At 69.5% G+C, this 23,787-nt stretch carries 18 protein-coding genes; 2 read left to right on the forward strand and 16 right to left on the reverse strand.

The annotated features are described in order from the left end of the window. Positions 1-46 precede the first annotated feature (46 nt). Together ACYVIO_RS35350 and ACYVIO_RS35355 are read right to left on the reverse strand one after the other, a co-directional pair. Positions 47-1,285 carry a PucR family transcriptional regulator gene (locus ACYVIO_RS35350; protein WP_460655315.1) on the reverse strand — a complete coding sequence of 413 codons (1,239 nt, stop codon included), beginning with the start codon at positions 1,283-1,285 and terminating at the stop codon, positions 47-49. Between the two features lie 100 nt (positions 1,286-1,385). Continuing rightward, a complete protein-coding gene (locus ACYVIO_RS35355; RefSeq protein ID WP_460655316.1) occupies positions 1,386-2,693 on the reverse strand; it encodes an NAD(P)/FAD-dependent oxidoreductase in 1,308 nt (435 codons plus the stop codon). Between the two features lie 167 nt (positions 2,694-2,860). Between ACYVIO_RS35355 and ACYVIO_RS35360 the strand changes: the two genes are divergently transcribed. Further along, entirely contained in the window at positions 2,861-4,156 is a 1,296-nt protein-coding gene (locus ACYVIO_RS35360; protein ID WP_460655317.1) for an amino acid deaminase, read from the forward strand. A 22-nt stretch (positions 4,157-4,178) separates the two neighbouring features. Here ACYVIO_RS35360 and ACYVIO_RS35365 read toward each other — a convergent pair whose 3' ends face one another. The 14 genes from ACYVIO_RS35365 to ACYVIO_RS35430 all read right to left on the reverse strand — a co-directional run bounded on the left by ACYVIO_RS35365 (position 4,179) and on the right by ACYVIO_RS35430 (position 22,456). Further along, positions 4,179-5,879 (reverse strand): CocE/NonD family hydrolase, encoded by a 1,701-nt coding sequence (locus ACYVIO_RS35365; RefSeq protein ID WP_460655318.1) that lies wholly within the window; start codon positions 5,877-5,879, stop codon positions 4,179-4,181. Next, positions 5,876-6,538: a TetR/AcrR family transcriptional regulator gene (locus ACYVIO_RS35370; protein ID WP_460655319.1), complete on the reverse strand. Its 663-nt coding sequence runs from the start codon at positions 6,536-6,538 to the stop codon at positions 5,876-5,878. The genes ACYVIO_RS35365 and ACYVIO_RS35370 overlap by 4 nt, the downstream gene beginning before the upstream one ends. A gap of 3 nt (positions 6,539-6,541) precedes the next feature. After that, positions 6,542-7,912, reverse strand: a complete 1,371-nt coding sequence (locus ACYVIO_RS35375) for a serine hydrolase domain-containing protein (protein ID WP_460655320.1) — start codon at positions 7,910-7,912, stop codon at positions 6,542-6,544. A gap of 73 nt (positions 7,913-7,985) precedes the next feature. Continuing rightward, complete coding sequence (locus tag ACYVIO_RS35380) at positions 7,986-9,728, reverse strand: CocE/NonD family hydrolase (RefSeq protein ID WP_460655321.1); 1,743 nt, start codon at positions 9,726-9,728, stop codon at positions 7,986-7,988. Then, positions 9,725-11,740: a S9 family peptidase gene (locus tag ACYVIO_RS35385; protein WP_460655322.1), complete on the reverse strand. Its 2,016-nt coding sequence runs from the start codon at positions 11,738-11,740 to the stop codon at positions 9,725-9,727. Before ACYVIO_RS35385 ends, ACYVIO_RS35380 begins: the two co-directional genes overlap by 4 nt. 15 nt (positions 11,741-11,755) lie before the next feature. Beyond that, entirely contained in the window at positions 11,756-13,066 is a 1,311-nt protein-coding gene (locus tag ACYVIO_RS35390; protein WP_460655323.1) for an NAD(P)/FAD-dependent oxidoreductase, read from the reverse strand. Between the two features lie 108 nt (positions 13,067-13,174). Then, positions 13,175-14,227 (reverse strand): dipeptidase, encoded by a 1,053-nt coding sequence (locus ACYVIO_RS35395; protein WP_460655324.1) that lies wholly within the window; start codon positions 14,225-14,227, stop codon positions 13,175-13,177. Positions 14,228-14,239: 12 nt separating this feature from the next. After that, positions 14,240-15,856, reverse strand: coding sequence for an ABC transporter substrate-binding protein (locus ACYVIO_RS35400; protein WP_460655325.1), 1,617 nt, complete (start codon positions 15,854-15,856; stop codon positions 14,240-14,242). Then, on the reverse strand, positions 15,853-17,493 hold the full coding sequence (locus tag ACYVIO_RS35405) for an ATP-binding cassette domain-containing protein (protein ID WP_460655326.1): 1,641 nt from the start codon (positions 17,491-17,493) through the stop codon (positions 15,853-15,855). Before ACYVIO_RS35405 ends, ACYVIO_RS35400 begins: the two co-directional genes overlap by 4 nt. Then, positions 17,486-18,334, reverse strand: coding sequence for an ABC transporter permease (locus ACYVIO_RS35410; RefSeq protein ID WP_460655327.1), 849 nt, complete (start codon positions 18,332-18,334; stop codon positions 17,486-17,488). The genes ACYVIO_RS35405 and ACYVIO_RS35410 overlap by 8 nt, the downstream gene beginning before the upstream one ends. Next, positions 18,331-19,329 (reverse strand): ABC transporter permease, encoded by a 999-nt coding sequence (locus ACYVIO_RS35415; protein WP_460655328.1) that lies wholly within the window; start codon positions 19,327-19,329, stop codon positions 18,331-18,333. The genes ACYVIO_RS35410 and ACYVIO_RS35415 overlap by 4 nt, the downstream gene beginning before the upstream one ends. 129 nt (positions 19,330-19,458) lie before the next feature. Then, positions 19,459-20,340: an SDR family oxidoreductase gene (locus ACYVIO_RS35420; RefSeq protein WP_460655329.1), complete on the reverse strand. Its 882-nt coding sequence runs from the start codon at positions 20,338-20,340 to the stop codon at positions 19,459-19,461. A 53-nt stretch (positions 20,341-20,393) separates the two neighbouring features. After that, a complete protein-coding gene (locus ACYVIO_RS35425) occupies positions 20,394-21,944 on the reverse strand; it encodes an alpha/beta hydrolase (protein WP_460655330.1) in 1,551 nt (516 codons plus the stop codon). Positions 21,945-22,009: 65 nt separating this feature from the next. Beyond that, positions 22,010-22,456 (reverse strand): VOC family protein, encoded by a 447-nt coding sequence (locus ACYVIO_RS35430; protein ID WP_460655331.1) that lies wholly within the window; start codon positions 22,454-22,456, stop codon positions 22,010-22,012. A 337-nt stretch (positions 22,457-22,793) separates the two neighbouring features. Between ACYVIO_RS35430 and ACYVIO_RS35435 the strand changes: the two genes are divergently transcribed. Next, on the forward strand, positions 22,794-23,780 hold the full coding sequence (locus ACYVIO_RS35435; RefSeq protein WP_460655332.1) for an ABC transporter substrate-binding protein: 987 nt from the start codon (positions 22,794-22,796) through the stop codon (positions 23,778-23,780). The last annotated feature ends 7 nt before the right edge of the window (positions 23,781-23,787 follow it).

The following is a 23,787-nucleotide window of genomic DNA, read 5'->3' on the forward strand; positions in this document are numbered from 1 at the left end:
GAGACCGCCATTTCCGGCGACGGACCGGAACGGGCTCGAGCAGCGTCTATTTCACGTCGCGCTGCCCGGGCAGAGCGCCCTGCAGCCTGGCCAGCTTGAGGCCGACGTGGAGCAGCAGCCGGTCGTCGCCGTTCGACAGCGACAACCCGGTCAGCTGTTCGATCCTGGAGATCCGGTAGTACAAACTGGTTCGGTGCAGCTGGAGCTGCTTGACCGCTGCCTGGACACTCCCGCCGAGGTCGAGGTACGCCTCCAGCGTCTCCACCATCTGCTCGGCGTTCTTGTCCTCCAGGAGCGTTCGTACGGCGGCCGGCAGCGGCGCCTCGCGGGTCGCCACTCCCGGGAACCGGGCGAGCAGCTGGTAGACCCCGAGCCTGCTCCACACCGACACCGTGCCGAACTCCTCGACGTGCGAACCGACCGTCGTGGCGAGCTGCGCGGTCTGGTAGCTCAATCTGGCTTGAGCCACGGACCTCTCCACGCTGCCGACGCCGACCCCCGGCACGAAGTCCTCCGGAAGCGACCCGACCGCCTCCGTGAGCAGCGTCCGCGCGGTGTCGTCGACGAACCGGCCGATCGTCTGCTCGTCGCCGTGGACCAGCATCACGCCGCAGGCCCCGCGGTCCTTCACCAGACCGATCGCGCTCAACGGCGCCACGCGCTGCCCGAGGTTGCGCAGCAGGTGATCCAGCGCGGTGGCCGAGCCGGGCGAGCTCCCGTCCTCGGAGCTCAGATCCCTGATCAGCACGCAGCAGCAGGCTTCGGCCGGGCCGAACAGCTGCTCCTGCAACCCTTCGTCGTAGCTGCGAGCCCGTAGTTGCTCGTCGGAACCGAGCAGTCCACCCAGTACGCCGGCCTCTCGCAGCCGCCGCTCGTCGTTCAGGAACCGCTCGCGCATCAGGATCTCCCCGGCGGCCACGGCCGCCGCGACGCAGAGCTCCATCGACTCGGCCGGGAGCGAGTGGTCGTCGTCGATGATCCACAGGAACCCGAACAGCAGCCCTTGGCAACGGATCGGGAAGCACCGCCGGTCCAGGAACTCGAGCTCGGCGATCCCCCGCACCAGCACCGGCTCCTCCGCGGACCCGATGCCCTGGCGATACACGTGCTTGACGAGCGACTCCTCGACCTTCATCTGCAGCACCGACTGCACGCGCGTCCGGTCGGTCGGGCCGACCTGCGCGGAGTAGGCGAGCAGGTGCATCTGCGGATCGTCGATCGCGACGTTCCGGCCGATCTGCTCGGCCAGCCGGTCCACGATCGGCTGCAGTCCGCGGGAGTCCATGACCCCCACTGAACCAGTCATCACGCCCCACGATCAACGTTTTCACCGAACCGTGCGGCACCTGTGGCCTCGGTGACGATGCTGCGGAATCCAGACATCGTCAGCCCACCACCGTCAGGGTCGAGTAGTCGTTGAACTGGCGTTTGCGGGAGAAGCCCGCGAGCTCGACGAGGTTCCCGGTGTGCTCGCAGCGATGGACCAGCGGGAAGCTGTCGTGGTCGTGACCGCCCTCGACAGCACGGATCAGGGTCGCCATCATCCGGCCGACGAGCGGCGCGTTCTTGAACTGGTTGCCGCTGGTCCCCATCGCCACGTAGTACCCGTCCAGGTTCGTGCGGTCGTAGATCGGGGTCCAGTCCGACGCCACGTCGTACACGCCGGTGACGCCCTTCGGCCGGGTGTGCAACCGCAGCTCCGGGAAGCGCCGGGCAGCGCGCGTCACCTGGGTCACCAGCGCGCTCGTGGTCTGACCCGGGTCGCAGAAATCTGGGTCGGCGATCCATCCCGGCGGGTCGCAGTCGGGGTCGGCGGAGCCGACCACCACGACGTTGCCGGGAGCCGGGCGCAGGTAGATCCCGAGATCCGGGTCGGACACGATCGGGCCGAACGCCTCGCCGCCGCCGTACCCGGGCGGCGCCTCCAGGTGGTGGACCTCCTGCCGCATCGGCCGGACCGCGATCGTGAAGTCGTCGGTGACGTCGGCCAGCGCGTTCAGCCGGCCCGACCAGGGACCGGCGCAGTTCACCACGATCGGTGCGTCGACGCGCTCCCCGCTCGCGAGCAGGACGCCGGCCACGCGACCGCCGGCTCGCCGTACGCCGACGACGGTCCGGCGGAACAGGAACAGCCCGCCGTACCGGACCACCGCGTCCGCGAGATTCCGCGTCGCCAGCACCGGGTCGTCGACGAAACCGGCATCGGGAGTGAACAGCGCGCCGAGCTGCTCGGTCGGCTCGGCCCAGAAGGCGTCGTCGTCGATCCGCTTCGGCGGCCAGAACCGACCGGGATCCAGACCGGGAACCCGCGCCCGCAACGTGTCCGCACCCCACTGCTCGAACGGCACTCCGACCCGCTCGAACAGCGCCCGGCTACGATCCTGCGCCGCGCTCGGCGCGTCCAGCATCACCATCCCGGTACGCCGGAACGACGCCAGGGCCGATCCCATCGGGGCCTCCACGTGGTCGGCCCACTCCGACCAGAGCTGCAACGACTCCCAGGCCGCCGCGACACCGCTGACGGTCGAGTAGTTGAACCGGACGACCGCGTCGGAGGCGCTCGTCGATCCCTGCCCCGCGCTGCCTTCCTTGTCCACGACCACCACCCGCGCACCCTGTCGGGCCAGCTCCAGAGCGACGGCCGATCCCACCACTCCGGCTCCCACGACAACCGCGTCCGCACCGCTGGTCATGAGTTCTCCCGTCGTCGAGCCGAGCAGGACAAGCTGACCATTCGCCGCCCCCGAGCACGACCGACCGATGACGAGAAGTCGCCCGACGAGATTGCGACAGATGTTGGTGTCCGACCGCTCACCCGGAGTTCAGACTCGTCGGGTCAGGCCACCGGCAAGGAGAGCAGATGCGACTCGACCTCCAGGACGTCCTGGACTCCGAGGTGGACGGCACCGTCAAGGCGATCCCGGCCGGCCCACCGATCCCGTTACGGGCCGTCGGCAAGCAAGGCTGGAGTCTGGTCGCGGGCGACGTCCCGCTGCCCGCCGCGATCCTCAAGAGGTCCGCGATCGAGCACAACATCGACTGGATGCGGCGGTTCACCGAGCTGACCGGCATGCGGCTCAGCCCGCACGGCAAGACCAGCATGAGTCCGCAGCTGTTCGACCAGCAGCTCGCGGCCGGCGCTTGGGGAATCACCGCCGCGACCGTCTCCCACCTGCACGTCTATCGGCGCTTCGGCGTCCAGCGCATTCTGCTCGCCAACCAGCTGGTCGATCCGGAGGGACTGCGGTTCGTGCTCTCCGAGCTGGACCGCGATCCGGACTTCGACTTCTACTGCCTGGTCGACTCCGAGGCGACCGTCGACATCCTGCGCGACGCGGTCGCCGAGAGCGGCGCGAGCCGCCCGATCCAGGTGCTCGTCGAGGTCGGACAACCCGGTGGCCGCACCGGCGCTCGGACCGTCGACCAAGCCGTCGAGGTGGCCCACGCTGTCCACCGGGCCGGGCCGCATCTCGCTCTTCGGGGCGTCGAAGGGTTCGAAGGCGTTCTCGAGGACTCCACGCCGGACTGGACACTGGCGCGCATCAACCAACTCCTGGACGACATGGCCGAAGTCGCGATGCGCTGTGACGCCCTCGACCTGTACGCCGATGGGCCGGTCATCCTGTCGGCCGGCGGCTCGCAGTACTTCGACCTGCCGCCGTCCCTGCGGTCCCGGTTGGCGCTGCGGCGCGAGCCGATCTTCGTACTCCGCAGCGGTTGCTACGTCACGCACGACTCGAGCTGGTTCAGCGAGTACGCCAAGGCGATCGCGGTGCGCATGCCCGAGACCGGCGGGCTCGGCGAAGGGCTGCGTCCGGCGATCGAGGTCTGGGCGCAGGTCCAGTCGCTGCCCGAGCCCGGTCTCGCGATTGTTGCGATGGGCAAACGTGATTGCTCGTACGACGTCCACCTGCCGACGCCGTTCGCCTGGCACCGGCACGTCGGCGAGCAACCGGCTGCCCTCGACGGGCACCGGACGCTACGCCTCAACGACCACCACGCCTATCTCGAGCTCCCCGCCGACAGCCCACTGCGCGTGGGCGACCGGGTCGGCTTCGGCATCGCCCATCCCTGCACGACCTTCGACCGCTGGCAGGTGCTGCTGGTGACCGACGACGACTACCGCGTCGTCGATGCCGTCCGCACCTACTTCTGACGGACGCCTTGAACGGCCGCTCCTAGGGCTCCAAGGGCGTGGTGCCCAGCACGATCCGGGACGGGTGGGTACCGCCGAACAGGACCGTGTTGACACACGGCCGGGGATCTCCGGTCGTCATCGGATGGCCGAACCGGTTGCTGTTCAGCGTGAACCACGGGAAGTCGGAGCTCGCCAGTTGCACCCGGAGCCGATGCCCGGGCTGGAACGTGTGATGAGCAGGCCAGAGCTCGACCGAGTACTCCGTCGGGACGTCGGGCTGTACGGGCTCGGGGCTGTCGAGCCCGGTCCGGCAGCTCGCCCGCAGGCATCCCGACGAGACCCGCACCGAGCGGCCGTCGGGATCCACGTCGGTGAGCTTGACGTGCCAGTCCGTGTCCGTGCCATCCGTAGCGGCGTACATGATCAGGCGTGACCAACCGGTCAACGTCAGCGGCCTGTCCAGGACCTCGGTGGTCCACGTCAGTACGTCGTCACGCTCGTCCACCGCGGTCTCGTCGAAGGGATAGTCCGTCGCCGGGTAGGCGCGGAAGTCGAAGCGCGGCACCGGCGTCACCGAAGGGTCGAAGCGGTAACTCGCCTGCCCAGGCACGGGATCGGGACTCTCACTCAGCCCACGGCCGCCGGCGAGATGCAACGACCGCTGTGCCGCAGTCCACTCTTCACCGAGCTTCCACTCCCGTTGCCCGGTGTCGAAGACCGCCGTCGACGGCAACGTCCAGCGGTCTTCGTCCCCGCGGAGCCACTTGTCGAACCAGCGCAGATGCAGCTCGTTCATGTCCACCGACGCCGCGGGCCCGAAGTCGGTCCCGTCGTAGGTGCTGTGCGGATAGCGCACTCCGGCGTGCGACCACGGCCCGACGAGCAGGGTCTGGTCGGACGCCGCCGGCGAGGCGTTGATCATCTGCTCGTAGTGGTGCATCGCGCCGGTCAGGTTCTCCAGGTCGAACCAGCCGGCGACGTGCAGACAGGGCACATCGATCTCGGCGTACGACGTGTCGAAGCGCAGCGCCTTCCAGAACTCGTCGTACGACGAGTGCTCGGTCAGGTCGCCCCAGGAGGGCCCTTCGAGGCCGAGCTTGTCGCCGATCCCGACCAGCGGCCAGGTGGAGAGCAGCTCGGGAACGGTCTCGCCGTGCGTTGCCGGGCGCGGGTTCGTCTGCTGCTGGATCCCGTACAGCCACATCGGGAAGTAGCTCTGCAGGATCCCCCACGTGTACGGGATGTCCTGCATCCACCGGCCCGCGGCCGCGCTGGAGATCATGCACCTCAGGTGCGGCGGGCGCTCCGCGGCGAGAGCCCACTGGACCCAACCCATGTACGAGATGCCCGTCGTACCGACCGAGCCGTCGCACCACGACTGCTCCGCGACCCACTCGACGACGTCGTACCCGTCCTCTCCGTCGTGGACGAACCAGTGGAAGTCCCCGCCGGACTCCAGGATCCCCCGCACGTCCACGACCACCGATGCGTACCCGCGGTCGGCGAACCAGCGTGCCTCCCGCGACCAGGTGGCCGACGACTTGTCGTACGGCGTGATCTGGACGATCGCCGGTACGGCGTCCTTCTGATCAGTCGGAAGGTAGACAGCGCCGGCGAGCTCGACGCCGTCCCGCATCGGGATCCGGACCTCGAGATCGGGTGAGCTCCCCTTCAGCTCACCCTTGAGGCAGGCAAAGAACTCCGACAGCGTCTCCGGGCCGAGTGGCAGAGAACCGGTCACAGGGCCCTGCCGTGGGCAGCGACAGCTGACCGGAGCATCGAGCGCACCGTGGCCTCGTACGCCGCGGCCGGCTCCGTGATCGCACCGAGTTCACGCAGCTTGTGCAACTGCGGATGGACCTCGGGATCAACGTCGGCGAACGCATCATGCATCGACGTGACCAACGCACCGGGGTCGACGGACGCGCAGAACAGCGCGTTGCCGATCGTGTACTGGATCAGGCTGAGCTGCGTGTCGACCGCGGCGGCCGGTGGCAGACCCAACCGGGCGAACAACGCCACGACCCGCTCGGCCACGTCCAGGTTGGCGCCGGGCACCCCGATCGGCCGCGCGAGCCGGTACAGGTCCGCGTTCTCGATCAGCATCCGCCGTACGGCGCTGAAGTAGGCGACGAGCTGGTTCTCCGGCGTCGCTCGCGACCTCGCCGGAAGGCCGATCCGGCGCATCGCCACGTCGTACATCCCGGCGAGCAGTTCGTTCTTGTCCTTCAGGTACGTGTAGAGCGCCATCGGGTTGACCCCGCACGCCTTCGACACGCTCCGGAACGAGACCGCGTCCAGCCCGTCGGTCGCCATGATCTCCAGCGCCGTCTCGAGAATCCGCTCGCGGCTCAGGCTCCGCGCCGGACCGGGCCGCCGCGCTTCGCTTGCCGTCGGCACCGGTCAGGCCCCGCGACGGTAGATGCGCCCGGCGTACGCGTAGTCGACCGCGTCGGAACCCGCGGGGGTGACGAACTGGATCGGGATACCCACGTCGCTGACGAAGCGGCCGTCCGCGGCGTACGGCGTCAGCCGCAGCGGGGGCGGCGGGAACGCGGCTTCACCGACGATCAGCTTCATCATGTCGCCGAACCCCGGATCGGCCTCGATCCGGACCCGCAGCGCGCCGTCGTCCTGCGTCACGACGAGCCGGCCGTCGTCGGCCGTGTAGACGCCGACGTACGGCGCGAGGTCGACCTCGACCGCAGCGCCGGACGCCTCCGCCGGAGGCTGCGGCCGTACGTCGAAACACTCGTCGAGCAGCTCCGCGCACAGCTCGGCGAAGAGCGCCGCGCCGGACGTGCTGTTCGTCAGCGCCGCCAGAACGCCTTGCTGGTCAGGGATGATGTCGAGGGTCGAGTGCTGCCCCGCGCTGGCGCCGGTGTGACCGAGCAGCGTGTGGCCGTTCAGGTGCCGGATTGCCCAGCCGAGGCCGAACGCGTCGTACCCGAGACGCCACGGCAACTCCATCTGCGGCACCTGCATGGCCGCGACCGACTCGGGCGTCAGCAACCGCCGGCCGCTCTCGGCCCGGCCGTTGGCCAGGTGCATCCGGCCGAACGTGACGAGCGCGCCGACGTCGCACGCGAGCGCCGACCCCGACGGCGCGTTGGTGCCGAGCTGGAAGCGCGGGACCCGCTGAACGTTGCCCTGGGCATCGACGACGTGACCGACGGCGGTCGAGCGCAGGATCATCTCGTCGGTGTCCGACGTGGCGTTCAGCTCCAGCGGGCGCAGCACCCGTTCGGCCAGGGCCTGGTCGAACGTCAGCCCGGTCACCACCTCCGCGACCCGGCCGGCCGTGACCAGTCCGGCGTTGGAGTAGGACCAGTAGGTGCCCGGTGGAGAGTTGAACTCGTACTCGCGCAGCAGGTCCACAAAGCCGGCGACGTTGTCCGGTCCCTTGGGCAGGTCGTAGGTGAAGTTCCCCGGCAGGCCGCTCGAATGGTTGAGCAGCATCCGGGTGGTCACTTCGGCGGAGCGCGGGTCCTGGCCGACCACGAAGTCGGGCAGGTACTCCTGCACCGGGGTGTCGAGATCCACCAGCCCGTCGTCGACCAGCGTCATCACCAGGGTGGCGGTGAACAGCTTGGTGACCGATCCGGCGGCGAAGAGTGTCTCCTGCACGACGGGGGCATCCGTGGTCACGTTGGTCACGCCGGTCACGGCGGTGACCAGCTCGTGGCCCTTGGCAACAGCGATCGCGGCGCCCGGCACGTTCAGCTTGCGGGCGGCGCTGTCCAGCCGCGACTGCAACTCCTGCTGTGTGATCACAGATTCGTCTCCTCACGCGGTGCGCGGCTGCCGATCCGGCGTTCTGGTATCTTGCTACGCCGTAGTGTGTTGGTCAAGGAGTCCGGCGGATCACCGGCAGAACGACATGGGACGCGTGCCCTGGCCGGTGCAGGATCGTCTGGGTGGCGGGCCGCGGATCGGCGTCGTCGAAGGGGTTCTCCGCCCCGCTGTTCAGGTTGCGGTCGTACTGGGTGAACCAGGAGCTGCAGACCTCGACACGGATCCGGTGGCCGGGCAGGAACCGTACGCCGGTCGCGTCCATCGTGAACTCGAACGCCGTTGGCCGCCCCGGCTCGAGCAGCGTCGGGTGCTCGAACGACTCCCGGAAGCGGGCCCGGAGCGCGCCCCGGCACAGGAATCGCGCGGAGCCGTCGGGGTGCACGTCGACGAGCCGTACGTGCCAGTCCGTGTCGGTGGCCGACGAGCTCGCCTCCAGCCGGCAGGTGACCCACCCGACCACGTCGAGCGGCTCGGTCAGGACCTTGCTGGTGTAGCAGAGCACGTCCTCGCGGGCCGTCGCCTCGCGATCGTCCACAGGGCCTTCTCTGAAGTTCCACAGCACGCGGCCGGGATCGAGTGGGTCGTAGACGTACTGGTCGGACGGTTCGTCCGTCGTCGGCGGATCGGTCGACAGGGTGCCGTCGCCGTCGTGCGTGTTGGCCCGGCCGCCGGAGTGGAAGTAGAACGGCACCTCCTCGGTGCCGGGCAGCGGCCAGTCGTCCTCGGCCCACCACTCGTCGGCGCCGGTGACGAACACGTGCACCGGCTTCTCGTGCTCGATCGCGTTGTCCTCGTTCTTCAGGTACCGGTCGAAGAACCGGACGACGTACTCGTCGAGCTCGACCAGCGCGTCCGCCCCGAAGTCGAGGCCGGACACCTCGCGTGACCGGTTGATCAGGTGCGGCCACGGACCGATCACGAGCTTCTGGCCGGCACGGGCTTCCGGCGTCGCGGCGGACCGGCGCATCGCCTCGAAGTTGGTCGGCGCACCGGGGAAGTTCATGTCCCACCAGCCGGTGACGTTGAGGGCCGGAACGGTCATCTCGGCGTACCGGTCATACTGACCGCGCTTCCAGAAGTCGTCCAGGGTCGGGTGCCGCAGGATCTCCTGCCACCACTTGCTGGTGACGCCGGCCCGCGCGGGGATCGAGGACACCGGGAGCGCGTCGAAGTAGTCCTTCTGCGCACTGAACAGAGTGCCGAACGCGGCGTCCTGCCAGGACCGGCAGCCCATCCCGACCATCCACTCGCTCATCCCGAGCATCAGGACGCCGTTGAAGATCGGCTCGTTGCGCCACAACGAGCTCGGCGGCGAGACCATCGGCACGATCGCCTTGAGGTGCGGCGGCACCCGGGAGGCGGCGAACCACTGGGTCTGGCCGGCGTACGAGCCGCCGATCATGCCGACGTTGCCGTCGCACCAGTCCTGCGCGGCGATCCACTCGACGGTGTCGTACCCGTCGTCGTGCTCGTTCAGGTAGGGGAAGAACTCGCCGCCGGAGTTGAACCGCCCACGGCAGTCGTTCACCGCGACGATGTACCCCTCCCCCGCGATCCGGCGGAACTGCGCCGCGTCGCCCGCCCGGGTCATCGTCTTGTCGTACGGCGTACGCACGAGCACGACCGGCAGCGGCCCGTCGAGGTCCGGACGCACAAGGTCGAGCGCGAGCTCGACCCCGTCCCGCATCGGCACCCGGAGGTCGTGCCGCACCCGCAGCTCGACCGGCTCCGGTTGCTGCCCGCGGAGGGCGGGCCGGCCGCCGACGGGGAACTCCGCGGCCGGCCCGCCTGTCATTCGAGCCCCTGCCGGGCCGGCATGTGCCGGTCGAACCAGAGCATCACCCGGGTGAGGAAGTCGGTCATCGCCGGGTAGGCGCGGACGCCGTGCCCTTCCTCGGGATAGAGGACGAGCACCGATTCGACGCCCTTCGCCGTCAGGGCCTGGTGGAACTCCCGCGCCTGTGCCGGGGGTGTGCAGCGGTCGTTGGCCCCGGCGACGTTCAGGCACGGCGTACGGACCTTGCTGGCCTGGAGTACCGGACTCCGCGTGTGGGCCTTCGACCCCGGTTGCTCGGGATCGGCGTCCAGAAAGGCGTTGCCCCAGGCGGCGATGTTGCTCGTGAAGGACTGGCTGTACCAGTCGGTCACCGGAGAGATCGGCACCGAGGCGGCGAACCGCTGGTCCTGGGTGACCAGCCACGACGACATGAACCCGCCGTAGCTGCCGCCGATCAGCCCGACCCGCGCGGGATCCACGATGCCCTGCTCGACCAGGGCGTCGATGCCGGACAGGAAGTCGTAGGTGTCCAGACCGCCCATGTCACCGGCGACGTGCGCGGCGAACTCTTGCCCTCGGCCACCACTGCCGCGCGGGTTCGGGCTGAGCACGGCGTACCCGCGGGAGACCAGCAGCGGGACCCACTGGTACAGCATCGACCACGAGTTCTGGAAGGCCCAGATCGGTCCGCCGTGGATGTTCACGACCAGCGGGAACGGCCCGGGACCGTCGGGCCGGCACAGCACGCCTTCGATCGTCAGTCCGTCCGGCGCCGTCCACCGCACCGGCTCGGCCTCGCCGCAGGACGACAGCAGGTACTCCGACCCGGCATGCCGAACCGACGCCAGGACCGTGAGGTCGTCGTCGGTGACGAGGGCGACCTGGTGCGGGAGCCGGTAGGAGTTCTGCACGACGGCGATCTGGCCGGTCTCCGCGAAGGACGCCTCAGGGTAACGGGGGCCGCCCGCCAGCGGGCTGCAGTAGATCTCCTCGGCCAGCTGGGTCCCGCCGTCGTACCGGCCGACGACCGTGTCGAGACCACGCAGTCCGGCGTACCCGAGCAGGTGGTCCGGACTCCACTGCACCGCGGTGACATCGGTCTCGGCGGTGTCGACCGTCGTCTGCGTACCGGCCACCAGATCGAGCACGATCAGGTCTCCGGCGATGATCCCGCGGTCGCTGCAGACGGCCTGGACGACACTGGCGAACCGGCCGTCGGCCGATGCCGCGGGAAGACCGAGCTGTACGTCGCTGGTCAGCAACTCCCGCTGGGTCCGGCCGGCCACGTCGACGATCGACAGCGACGCGCCGTACCAGGCATCCTCACTCGGCGAACTGCTGGTGATCGCGAGGACCTGATCGGGCCCGCACCAGCTCGCCTCCCAGCAGTTCAGGCCTGGCGGCGAGACCTGGGAGAGCTCTCCCCTGTCGAGCTCGTAGATCCACAGCGTGCGCCAGGCGGAGTCCGGAGTTCCGACCTCGACCTCCGGGTGCCACGACGGCAGGTCGCTCCCGGTGTCCAAGTTGACCCCTGAGTTCTGGTGACCGGCCACGTCGGCGCCCAGATCGGCGACGCCGAGCAGCAGCCGCCGGCTGTCGGGCGACCAGTGCACGAACTCGACACTGCCGTGCACGGGCGGCGCGGCGGTCAGTTGATCGGTGCCGTCGGCACCGGTCAGCCACACCTGGAACACCCCCTCCTTGGCACGGTCCGACAGCAGCGCCAGGGTCTTGCCGTCCGGGGAGAACCGACCGCCGCGCGACGAACCCTCGCCGCCACCCACCGGCCGGAACCCACCGTCCTGTACGGCGAACAGACGGATGCGTGGCAGTCCGTCCAGCGCCTCGAGCACGGTCCCGGTGACCAGCACCTGCGCGCCGTCGGGAGAGACCTGCGGATCGAAGATCGTGGCCGGCTGCCCGAAGGCGGGTTCGTGCACCCGCCGCAGGTGCTCGGCCGTCGACGTGTACTCCTCCGTGTGCCGGATGTCTTCCACCGTCCGCCCTTTCCGCCGCGTCGTGAGTTCCATGGTGATCGCCCCTGTCTACCCGAGCACGGTGCCCGACGAGTTGCCGTTCACCGTGCGCTTGCGTGAGAACGACGCCAGATCGATGGTGTGCCCGGTATGGGGGCAGACGTAGCGCACCGGATCGCGATCGTGGTCGTGGCCGTTCTCCACCGCCGTGATCAGCGTCGCCATCAGCCGGCCCGCGGCCGGCGCGTTCTTGAACTGGTTCCCGCTCGTGCCGATCGCGACGTAGAAGCCGTCGAGCGCGGTCCGGTCGTAGATCGGCGTCCAGTCGGACGCCACGTCGTACACGCCCGCGATCCCCTTCGGCTGCGACGGAACCTGCAGCCCGGGGAGCCGGCGTGCTGCCCGCATCACCTGGGAGGTGAACAGGTCCTTGGTCCGGTTGGGGTTGATCGCGTCCGGGTCGTCGACCCACTGCAGCGGCTCACACTCGGGCTCCGTGCCGCCGATCATCAGGCCGTTGCCCTTGGCCGGGCGCAGGTAGACGCCGAGGTCCAGGTCGGCCACCACCGGGCCCATCGACTCGTCGTCGAGGCTGTACCCGGGCGGTGCCTCGACGTGGTGCACCTCCTGGCGCATCGGCCGCACGGTGATCGTGTGGTCCGAACCGACCCCCGCGAGCTCGTTCAGCGCCGTCGACCAGGGACCGGCCACGTTCACCACGACCGGGGCCTCGATCACCTCACCGGAGGCGAGCTGTACGCCGCTCACCCGTCCGTTCGCCTTGAGCACGTCGACCACCTGCTGCTTGAACAGGAACGTCGCCCCGTGCCGCTTCGCTGCGTCGGCGAGGTTCTGCGCCGCCAGCATCGGATCGTCGATGAACCCGCCGTCGGGCATGTAGAGCGCCGACAGCTCCTCGGTCGCCTCGGCCCAGAACGCGTCGACGTCGATCCGCTTCGGCGGCCAGTACTTGCCCGGGTCGATGCCCGGGACCCGCGCCCGCAGCGTCTCGGGGTCCCACACCTCCGACCGGACGCCGACCGACGTCAGCAGGGCGTGCGTTCGCGCCAGTCCCATCTGGGGAACGTCGAGCATCAGGCAGCCGACGGTGGTGATCGACGCGAGGTCCTCGCCCGGTCCGCTGTCCAGGTGCTCGGACCACTTCGCCCAGCAGTGGAACGCCTCCCAGGCCAGGGCCACGCCGTCGAACGTCGAGTAGTTGAACCGGACGATCGCGCTCGACGCACTGGTCGACCCGTGGCCGACCCCGGTCGCCTTGTCGACGACCACGACGTCCAGCGCCGTACGGGCCAGCTCGTAGGCGATCGACGATCCGATCACACCGGCTCCGACGACAACGACATCAGCCTTGCGGGCCATGACTCCTCCAACGTCTCGGTCTGCGGGGAACTCTGTCGCGTCCGGGCCGCGGATTCGACCGACAGGTGTCCGACGTTCGCGTCGCGGGCTCCGACATCCGCTGAGTCCTCACGCCGTACGCCGTACGGCGCTCGAGCCCGGGACACCCAGCTCGCGCCCCAGGACCCGGCGGAAGCTGTCACCCATCACCCACCGGATCTGGTCCTCCGGCCAGCCACGGTTCACCAGCTCACCGGTGATCAGCGGAAGACCGGCCGGCCCTTCGAGCCCGGGGATGTACGTCGACGCCACGATGTCGTCGAGCACCACCTCCTGACCGGGGCCGTGGATCTCGTCGAAGACCTCCTTGACGAAATCCGGACCGAGGCCGACGTGCTCCACGCCGACCACCGACGCGACGTGCTCGATGTGGTCGACCGCTCGCGCCACGGTGTGCTCGTCGCGGTCGACGAACGTGGCCAGCAGGTTGATGCCCACGGTGCCGCCGCTGCCGGCGATCCCGCGCAACCGGTCGTCGGTCAGGTTCCGGTGGTGCGGCCGGACGGCGTACGCCGAGGAGTGGGACGCGATCACCGGCCGCGTCGCGACCTCGAGCAGGTGGTCGGTCGACGACGCCCCGAGGTGCGAGACGTCGAGCATGATCCCGAGGCTCTCGCACGCGGCGACGGCGTCGATCCCGGCGCCGGTGAGGCGGCTGCCGGTCCGGTCCTCGCCCGAGCCGTCGGCCAGCATGTTCCGTCCCAGGTGCGTGAGCGACGCGATCCGCACGCCCAACTGGAACAGTGGTTCGAACAGTTCCACGTCGGTGCCGACCGCCTCGCAGCCTTCGAGCGCCAGGACGATCGCGAGCAGTCCGTCGGCCAGCGCCGCCTCGACCTCGTCGCCGGTCAGGCAGACCCGGACGGCGTCGGAGTTCCCGGCCGCGATCCGCCAGCCGGTCTCCAGCATCCGCAGGGTCTGCCGGAGCGCGCCCTCTGGCCGGAAGTCGTCGTCCACGAAGACGGGCAGGACCTGGAGGTCCACTCCCCCGGCCCGCAACTGGGGAAGCCAGTTCTGCCGGAAGTACGCCGCCTGCTGGTCCACCGGGCGTCGTGCGCAGAGCATCAGCAGATCGTCGTGGGTGTCGACGACCGTCAGTCGGTCGTGCAGGGAACTCGTCACGTCGTCCCCTCTCTAGGCCGTCGCCCGGATCCGGACCGCCCACGACGCGAACACCGACGAGTACGGCTGGAACCCACCGTCGAACACGTACTTGCGGTTCAGCGCGAGCGGCAGGGCCGGCGTCACGATCGGCACGTACGGCATCTCGGCCGACATCTTCGTGATGATCTCCTGCGAGATCGCCCAGAGCCGGTCCGGTTTCGCGCCGGACGCCTCGGTCATCAGCTTCCGGACGTCGGCCGGTGCCCACAGGCCGAAGGTCCCGTCGGTGGCCTTCGGGCCGGTCTTCGACACCAGTTGCTCGAACTGACCGGCCGGTGCGACGTACGCGCTGCCGGCGGTCATCCCAACCAGCTTGTCCGCCTTGCCGACGACGGCCTGCTGCCACGACGCGAAGGTGCCCGGTTTCACCTGGAGATCGATCCCGAGCGGTTTCGCGTTCTGCGCGATCGTCTCCATGATCTGCTGCAGCGGCGCGACGACCGGCGGCGGCACGTTGACCTGCAGCGAGAACCCGTTTGGTGTGGCCGACTGCGCCAGCTCGGCCTTCGCCTTCTCGACGTCCAGCGACAGCTCGGGCACGACGTCGAAGAACGTCCGGACCTGCTCGTCGGGCGCGACGTCGACGTACAGGGAGGGCAGGGCCACCGTGTTCGAGGGCGTCGCGTGATCGTTGAAGAGCGCCTTCGCGATGCCCGGCCGGTCGACCAGGTACGCGAGCGCGCGGCGCGCGTGCACATCGTTGAACGGCGCCGTCGTCGTGTCCAGGATCAGGTACGTCGTGTGCGGCCCCGGCGCGTACGTCGTGTGGAAGGTCGACGAGACCGGGCCGGTCAGCGGGTAGCTGAACGAGCCGTCCACGTCGCCCGACTCCAGCGCCAGGCGCAGGGTGTCGGGGTCGGCGATGGTCCGGTAGGTCACCTGCCGGACCGTTGCCTTCTCACCCCAGTACGCGTCGTTGCGGACGATCACCGTCTCACCGGTCGGCGCCAGCGACTTCAGCGTGAACGGGCCGGTGGCCATCACGCCGATCTCGGGCGAGCCGAGCCGGGCGCCGGCGGCCTGGGAGAACTTCTTCTGCACGATCATCGCCGGCGTCAGCTTGGCCAGGAACGCGGAGTCCGGCGCCTTCAGCGTGACCGTCACCTGCCCCGGGCCGTTCGCGGCGACGGAACGGATGCCGGCAAGCTGGCCACTGAAGACCGGTTCGGAGGCCGGGGTCCTGGCGAAGTCGAGGGACCAGACCACGTCGTCGGCGGTCAGCGGTGCGCCGTCCCAGAACTTCACCCCCTCGCGCAGCGTGAAGACGTACGCCGTGGGGCTCGACTGCTTCCACGAGGCCGCGAGAGCCGGCACGAGTCGGCCTTTGCCGTCCGTGCCGACCAGGCCCTCCATCAGGTTCTGCATCGCGGCAGCACCGTGCAGGTAGTCGAGCGACGTGATGGCAGTCGGAACGGCCCAGGTCAGATTGGTGATCGGGGCGTCGGTGCCCTTGATCTGCTCGGCGGCCTGCTGGGGGCCGGGCGACGACGAGCAGGCGACCATCGTCGCGACGACCAGCCCCGCCGTCAGCAGCATTCTCGACCGGGTCCGTGCTGCTGCTGACCACGACTGCGGTGTGAGTGTCATGCCCGGTCCTCCTGCTCTGTGGTCCGGTCGCCGAGCCAGTCGGCCGAGCCGGTCGGAATCGCCGCGACGAGGCGGCGGGTGTAGTCGTGGCGGGGAGCGTCGAGCACCGTGGCGGTGCTACCTCGTTCGACGACCTCGCCGCGGTGGAGCACGACCACCTCGTCGGTCATCTCGCGAGCCACGGACAGGTCGTGGGTGATGAACAGCAGGTTCACCCCGGCCGCCTGGACTCCCCGCAGTACGTCGAGCACCTGGGCCTGGACCGTCGCGTCGAGCGCGGCGACGGGCTCGTCGCAGACCAGGATCGCGGGCCGCATCGCCAGTGCGCGGGCGATCGCGACGCGTTGCCGCTGGCCGCCCGAGAGCGACACCGGCCGGCGCTTCGCCACGGTCGGCGGAAGGCCGACGTCCGCCAGCAGGCGCCCGACCTCTCCGGCGACGGCATCCCGCTGCAGCCGGCCGGAGCGGAGCCTGATCGCCTCGGCGAGGATGTAGCCGATCCGGTGCGAGGGGTTGAGCGACGAGTACGGGTCCTGGAAGACGCACTGGACCTGGCGGCGGGCGGCGCTCAGGTCGGTCGGGTTCAAACGTGCGTAGTCGTGCAGCGCGAGGCCGTTGACGTCGATCGTTCCCGAGGTCGGGGTCTCCAGGCCGAGCAGGCAGCGCGCGAGCGTCGTCTTGCCCGAGCCCGACTCGCCGATCACGCCGACGCTGTGCCCGTCGTACAGGTCGAGGTCGATGCCCTTCAGTGCCCAGCCGGAGTCGGCGCCGCGATCACCACGAGAGCGGAACTGCTTGCGGAGGTCGCGGACCTGCAGCAGTGCGGGCGTCGAGGTCGCCGGGCTCGTCGTCCGCGGGCTGCTCTGCGACGATCCGGCGGCGAGAAGGCGGCGGGTGTACTCGTGCTCGGCGTTGGTCCTGAGCCGGTTCGTGGTCCCCTGCTCGACCAGCTCGCCCTCCGACATCACCAGGACCCGGTCGCTGAGCGAGAACGCGATCTGCAGGTCGTGGGTGATCAGCAGCAGACCCATCCCCCGCGCGGACTGGATCCGGCGCAGCAGCATCAGCACCTCGCGCTGGGTGGTGACATCGAGCGCGGTGGTCGGCTCGTCGGCGATCAGCAGCAACGGATCGCGGGCGATCGCCGCGGCCAGCCCGATCCGCTGACGCATCCCTCCGGACAGTTCCCACGGGTACTTCTCGGCGACGGCAGGGTCGGTGATGCCGACCTCGGCAAGGCGCCGCTCGATCTCTTCCGGCAGTTCGATCCGTACTCCGGGCCGTCCGGCCTTCAGCGTTTCGGCGAACAGCGTCTTCACCCGGATCAGCGGGTTGAGCATCGTGAACGGGTCCTGCAGCAGCATGCCGAGGCCGGTACCGCGCAGATCGCGCAGGCTCCGCTCGGACGCCGTCAGCAGTTCCCGCGACCTGATCGACGCCGAGCCGGTGGCGACGAGCCCCGCAGGCAGCAGGCCGATCATCGCGCGCGCCGTCAGCGACTTGCCGGAGCCGGACTCGCCTACGAGGGCGACCGTCTCGCCCGGCCCGATGCCGAAGGAGATGCCTTTGACCAGCCGGTCGCCGGTCAGGGAGTTGACGACTTCGAGGCCGTCGACCTCGAGCAGGCTGCTAGTCACGACCGTCTCCCAACCGGGCGTGCGCCCAGTCGCCCAGCGCGGTCGCCGAGAACGCGGCCGTCACGAGCAGGAGCGCCGGCAGGACCGCGGCCCACGGCTGCTGGTCGAGCAGGCTGCGGTTCTCCGCGATCATCGTTCCCCAGTCCGGAGTCCCCGGCGGCGCGCCGATCCCGAGGAACGACAGCGCCGACAGAGCGACCAGTCCGGTGACGAAGTCCAGCAGGAAGACGGCGACCACGGTCGGTACGACGTTCGGCAGCAGGTGCACGAACATCAGCCGGGACTTCGACGCCCCGAGGGTGCGGGTGGCTTCGACGTACGGAAGGTTGCGTTGGGCAAGCACTGACGAGCGGACCAGACGGATGCCGGCCGGTGCGCCGAGCACGGTCAGCAGGACGACGGCGAACCAGTAGCCACCGCCGAAGAGGCCGACCGCGACGAGGACCACCAGCAGTGCGGGGACGGCGAACACGAGGTCGCAGACCCGCATGGTCAGCGCGTCGATCCACCCGCCCCGGTAGCCGGCCAGCAGGCCGAACGTCACCGCGAGCACGATGGCGCTCACCGCGAGGACGAGTGGCCCGGTCAGCGCGGGGCGGGCTCCGAGGACGACTCTGGACAGGATGTCGCGACCGAGCCGGTCGGTGCCCATCAGGTGGTCGGAACTGGGGCCGAGCCCGGCCTGCAGGAGGTTCTGCTCGAGGCCGTCGTGCGGAGCGATCCAGCCGCCGATGGTTGCCATCAGCACCAGAATCACGGCGCACGCCAGCGAGAGCGGGACGATCACCCGGGGGCGGCGGCGTACGGGGTGCGCGATCGCCGGCAGTTCGCTCGGGCTCATGAGAACGTCTGCTTCCTGATCCGGGGATCCAGCGCGGCGTACGAGAGGTCGGCCAGCAGGTTGGACAGCAGGACGAAGAGTGCGGCGACCAGCCCGAGGCTCTGGACGACAGGGATGTCCTTGCTCGAGATCGACGCCACCAGCAGGGAACCCAGGCCGGGCAGCGCGAAGGTCTGCTCGATCAGCACCGCTCCGGTCAGGAAGTAGCCGAGGACGAGTCCCACCGAGGTCGCGACCGGGAGCGCGCTGTTGCGGAGCAGGTAGCGGCCCCAGAGCACCCGCCGGGGCAGACCGCGGGCCTTGGCGAAGACGATGAAGTCCTGGTCCTTGACGGTCATCGCCGCAGCGCGCGTCTGGCGGACGACGAGCGCGATCACGGTCAGCGCGAGCGCGAAGGCCGGAAGCGTCAGGTGCCAGAGCCGGTCCACGAAACCGGCGCCCGCGCCGAAGACCGGGAACCAGCCGAGGGTGACGCCGAAGACGTAGAGCAGACCGATGCCTACGGCAAACCCCGGTGCGCTGACACCGAGGGTGGTCAGCACTGTGACGATCCTGTCGATCGGTGTGCCAGCGCGGGACCCTGCCAGTAGACCGAGCGGCACGGCGATCAGGAGGACGAGAACCAGCGCGTACGCCGCAAGGAGCAGGCTCGTCGGCAGGCGGTCGCCGATCGTCTGCAGCACTGGTTGCCCGGACTGGATCGACGTACCGACGTTCCCGTGCAGCGCGTCCTGCAACCAGGACAGGTACTGCCGCACGGCCGGCTCGTCCAAGTGGTGCTCGGCCCGGATGGCCGCGAGCGCTTCCGGCGACGCGTTGTTCGTCCCGAGCAGCAGCCGCGCGGGATCGCCAGGCGTCATGAACAGAACGGCGAACATGATCACCGAGACGGCGACCAGTTGCGCGGCGATCACCGACAGGCGGCGGACGAGCCACCAGGCAACCCGAACACCGGTACGTCGCGGCGGGAGCTGCCTGGGCGGCCGAAGGAGCATGCGGCGATCATCCGCCGCCGGGTTGCCCGCCTCCAGCGACGGATGTCGAACAATCGAGGCTGTGGCACCGACGTTTGCCCAACGACCAACGTGGGCGGGTCGACAGCGCCCGGCCTACTCGGTCGCGGCTCAGGGCTGGAGGTTCTCGAGGTCCTCCAGAAGACTGGGATGCTTCGGATCCCAGCCGAGTGTCTGCCGGGTGTGGGTGCTGGACGAAGGCTGGTCGCTCGCGAAGAGCTGGCCGAGCGGGCCGTAGGTCTCGGCCGCCACCGACTCCACCGGCAGACCGAGCCGCCGGCCGATCACCGCTGCGATGTCGCGCACCCGGTCGCCCTCGTCAGCCACCGCGTGCCAGGAGGTACCGGCTTCCGCCTGTTCCAGAGCGAGCCGGAAGAGAACCGCGGCGTCGAGCACGTGCACGGCCGGCCAGCGTTGTGTTCCGTCACCCGGGTAGCCGGACACCCCGGTCCGGTAGGCGATGCCGGTCAGCAGGCCCGCGAACCCTCCCGTGCCCTGGATGTGCACCGTGCGCGGTAGGCGTACGGCGGTACTCCGGACTCCGCGCGAGGCCAGGCCCAGGACCGACGCGACCGCGCGACCTCGGCCACCGACCGGCCCGTCGGTCGGTAGTGGGTCGAACTCGGTGGACAAACGTCCCGGCACAAGCGGCGTACCGGATGCTGTGACGAAGGGGCGATCGCTGCCCACGAGCTCCTCCCCCAGGGTTGCAAGGGCGGCACTTTCCTCGGCAACCGCCTGGGCGAGGGCCTCGGAACTGCTGAAGTCGTTGCCGAACGCAAGGTGAATCACTCCGTCGGTCCGGCCGGCGCCGGCCCGAAGGACGTCGAGGTCGGCGAGACCTCCGCGAAGCGCCTCGGCGCCGGCCGCCTCGGCGGCCTCAGCGGATGCGTCGGATCGAGCGAGCGCAAGGACCGTGTGGCCGTTGCGCAGCAGCTCGGCGACGACGGCGGTACCGATCAGGCCGGTGCCACCGGTGACAAAGACGTGCATGAAACTCTCCTGAAGCTGATTGCTGTTGGGTATCCGTGGGTTCAGCGGGTCGGTCACAACTCGCAGCGCGTGCCCTGGGGTGGGGTCTTCAGATCGACCAGGTAGGTGAGGACGACGTCGTCGATGCACTTGTTGCGGCTGATCAAGGAGACGCCGTGCTGCTCCCCCTCCACGGTCAGCAGGCTGCCGCCCAACAGCTTGGCCAGGTCGACCCCGGCCTGGTACGGCGTGGCGACGTCCCCGGTGGTCGACACGGTCAGTGTCGGCGGCAGGTCGGCGTTGCCAGTCAGCCACGGGCCGGTCCGGGTCGGCGGCTTCGGCCACGCCTCGCACGCGTGGTGGCTCTGCTTCAGCCGCCGGCCGTCGTCGATGATCGGGGCGGTCTCGCGGATCCGGCGGAGCATCTCGGTCTGCTCGACCGGTGAGCGGCGTGGCCAGTCCATGCACCGGATCCCGACGTAGCTGTCGACGACGTCGCCGTACTGACCGTCCGGGCCGCGGCCGGTGATCTGGTCGCGCAGCGAGAGCAGCGCGTCGCCGCGACCCACGGCCAGTTCGGTGAGTCCCTTGAGCAGGCGAGGCCGCAGGCCGTCGGCGCGCATCCCGGCCAGCGCACCGGTGACGGCGTCGTCGTAGCTCAGGCCACGGCCGTCGGCGGTGCGGGCGGGCCGGTCGACCAACGGGCGGGTCAACGCCTGGAACTTCGCGGTCGCGCGCGCCGGATCGTTGCCCAGCGGACAGCCCGGAGTCGGCGCGCACTCCTTCGCCACCAGATCAAAGCCTTCCTGGGAGGCCGCGGCTTGTGCGATCAGCAGCTCGGTCGGGGACTTCACTGGGGAGACCGCGCCGTCGAGCACCAGCGCACGCACGTTCCCCGGGAACGCCTCCGCGTACGCCCCGCCCAGCTCCGTCCCGTAGCTGTAGCCGACGTAGTTCAGCTTCTTGTCACCCACAACCGCTCGGAGAACGTCCATGTCCCGCGCGGTCTCCCGGGTGCCGACGCTGGTCAGCGCGTCCTCCCCACCCGCGCTCTCCGCGCACCGCCGTACGATCTCCTTCGCCTTCTCCTCACTGGCGGCGTTGTCCAGGTCCAGCCCGCCGTCGAAGCCCGCCCCGCGGTCGTCGTCGGCGTCGGCGAAGCAGTCCAGTTCGGGCAGCGAGGCGCCCACGCCGCGGGGGTCGAACCCGATGATGTCGAAGCGCTGACTGAGTTCGCCCTCGGTCCACAGCGGATTCGACGAGGCCATGGTGGCGACGAAGTTCATGCCCGAGCCGCCGGGGCCGCCCGGGTCGACGAAGAGCGATCCGATCTTCTTGCCGCGGGCCGGGATCCGCAGCAGGGCGATCTCACCGCGTTCCCCGTCCGGGTTGTCGTAGTCCACCGGGACCTGGACCCGCGCGCAGTCCAGGCGCTTGTCGGCGAACAGCTTCTTGTCGACGGGCGTCGTCGCGTAGGAGCCGCACGGCTCGAAGGCGATCTGCTGGTTGTGGAACTCGGTCAGGTCCGGTGGCGGCGCTTCGGACGGGGCCGGTGTGGTGCAGGCGGCCACGAGGGCCAGCGCCGCGGCCCCCACAGCGAGCAGTCTCGAGCGAGCACGGAACACGGAATCTCCTGGGTGAGTGGTCAGGTTCTCCGTCCCGGCGGAGAGCCACCGTTGGACAGCTCGCGTCAGCGCGGCGTCTCGATCAGCTCGACCACCGGCCCGTGCGCCAGCCCGTCGACGTACACGAACCGGCCGCCACCGGGAACGACAGCATCGAGAACGAGCTCGACCGCCTCGCCGGTGTCCCGCAACTGCTCCAGGTAGGTGTCGATGCTGTCGACGAAGTACGCGAGATGGTGAACGCCCTCACCACCGTTGGCCTGCAGGAACTCCGTGTACGGAGACGAGTCCGAGACCGGCTGGATGAGTTCGAGCTGGGAGGCGCCGGTGTCGATGAAGCAGTAGCGGGCGGACAGGTCGGCTTCGACGTCGCGCAGGTGTGCGCCAGGGAAGGTCAGATCGTGGACCGGTCCGGCGGTGACGCCCCACCACCGTTCGTAGTCCGCGACAGCTTTGACGACGTCCTCGACGACGACACCGACGTGATGGAGAGCCGGCAGGGAGAGTGGCACAGAAGGTCCCTTCGGGAGGTTGACCGGGTCTGCGCCAGCCTATGAAGCCGGTGGCCGGCGACACATCGACCGTTTGGCCAGAACCGAAAAGGGTGGCCGTATCAGGCGCCCCCGCACTCAAGTACTTCCGATGGGACCACGCCGCTGGCACCCCTTCCCCAACAGCACGTAGTACTTCTGGCCATTTGGCATTGGTCCTCAACCAGATGTTCCGTCGTCATGGACGCCGCGCGCGACGCCGCTGGCTTTTTAGGTAAGGGTTACCTAATATCTTGCAAGGTCCCCGCGTCGATGGAGCGCGCCCGTTCCCCTGAAGAAGAAGAGGAAGAACACCCTCATGACCACGACACCCCTGGGACGGCGCAGCGCGGCCGTAACCGCCGCCGTACTGAGCATCGCGCTCGTCCTCACGGCCTGCGGCAGCGGCGACGACAACGCCGGCGGCACGACCGACGCCGCCGCCAAGACCCACACCGTCACGGCCGGCAACGGCACCATCGAGGTCCCCACCGCCCCGCAGCGGGTCGTGACGATCGGCAACACGGACCTGCCGTTCATCGACATGGGTGGCGCGCCGGTGGGCGTCACCGGGGTGGCCGACTCCGAACTCAACCTGTTGCCGGAGGAGCAGCGCGCGACGTTCAAGAAGGCCACGAACCTCGGTGACGAGGTGGACCTCGAAAAGGTCGCCGGCCTCAAGCCGGACCTCATCCTGGTCCAGATTCCCGACACCGAGTTCAAGAAGATCGAGAAGCAGCTCGGGACGATCGCCCCGACCGTCTTCTGGGGGCTCGACACCGAGTGGAAGGCACTCGCCGAGGCACTCGCGGACGCCGGCAACGTGAAAGACACGCTCAGCCGGCAGAAGGCGGACTTCGAGGGACGCGTCGCCACGATGAAGCAGACGTACGCGGACGCCATCAAGAACACCAAGTTCGTCAATCTCGACCGCTACGCGAACTCCGATCCCGGGACGTACGTCGTCGGGGACATCGGGTGCGTCGAGATCGCCCAGGACGACGTCGGCCTGAACTTCCCCAAGGCGGCCGCCGGCAAGGACCCCTTGGCCTACGAGTCCCTGCCGTTCGAGCAGCTCTCCAAGCTGTCGACGTACGACGTGATCACCTACCCCGCCAACGACAAGGGCCAGCCGACCGAGGTCTTCGCGCCGGTGGTCGAGACCAACACCTGGAAGGCGCTGCCCACCGTGCAGTCCGGTCGTGCGCTCGGCGTCTTCTGCCCCGGCAACAACTCGTACGGCGCCGTACTGCGGTACCTGGACTCGCTCGACAAATCACTGGCGACCCTCCCCGCCAAGAAGTGACAGCTCT

The organism is Kribbella endophytica (genome assembly GCF_054781295.1).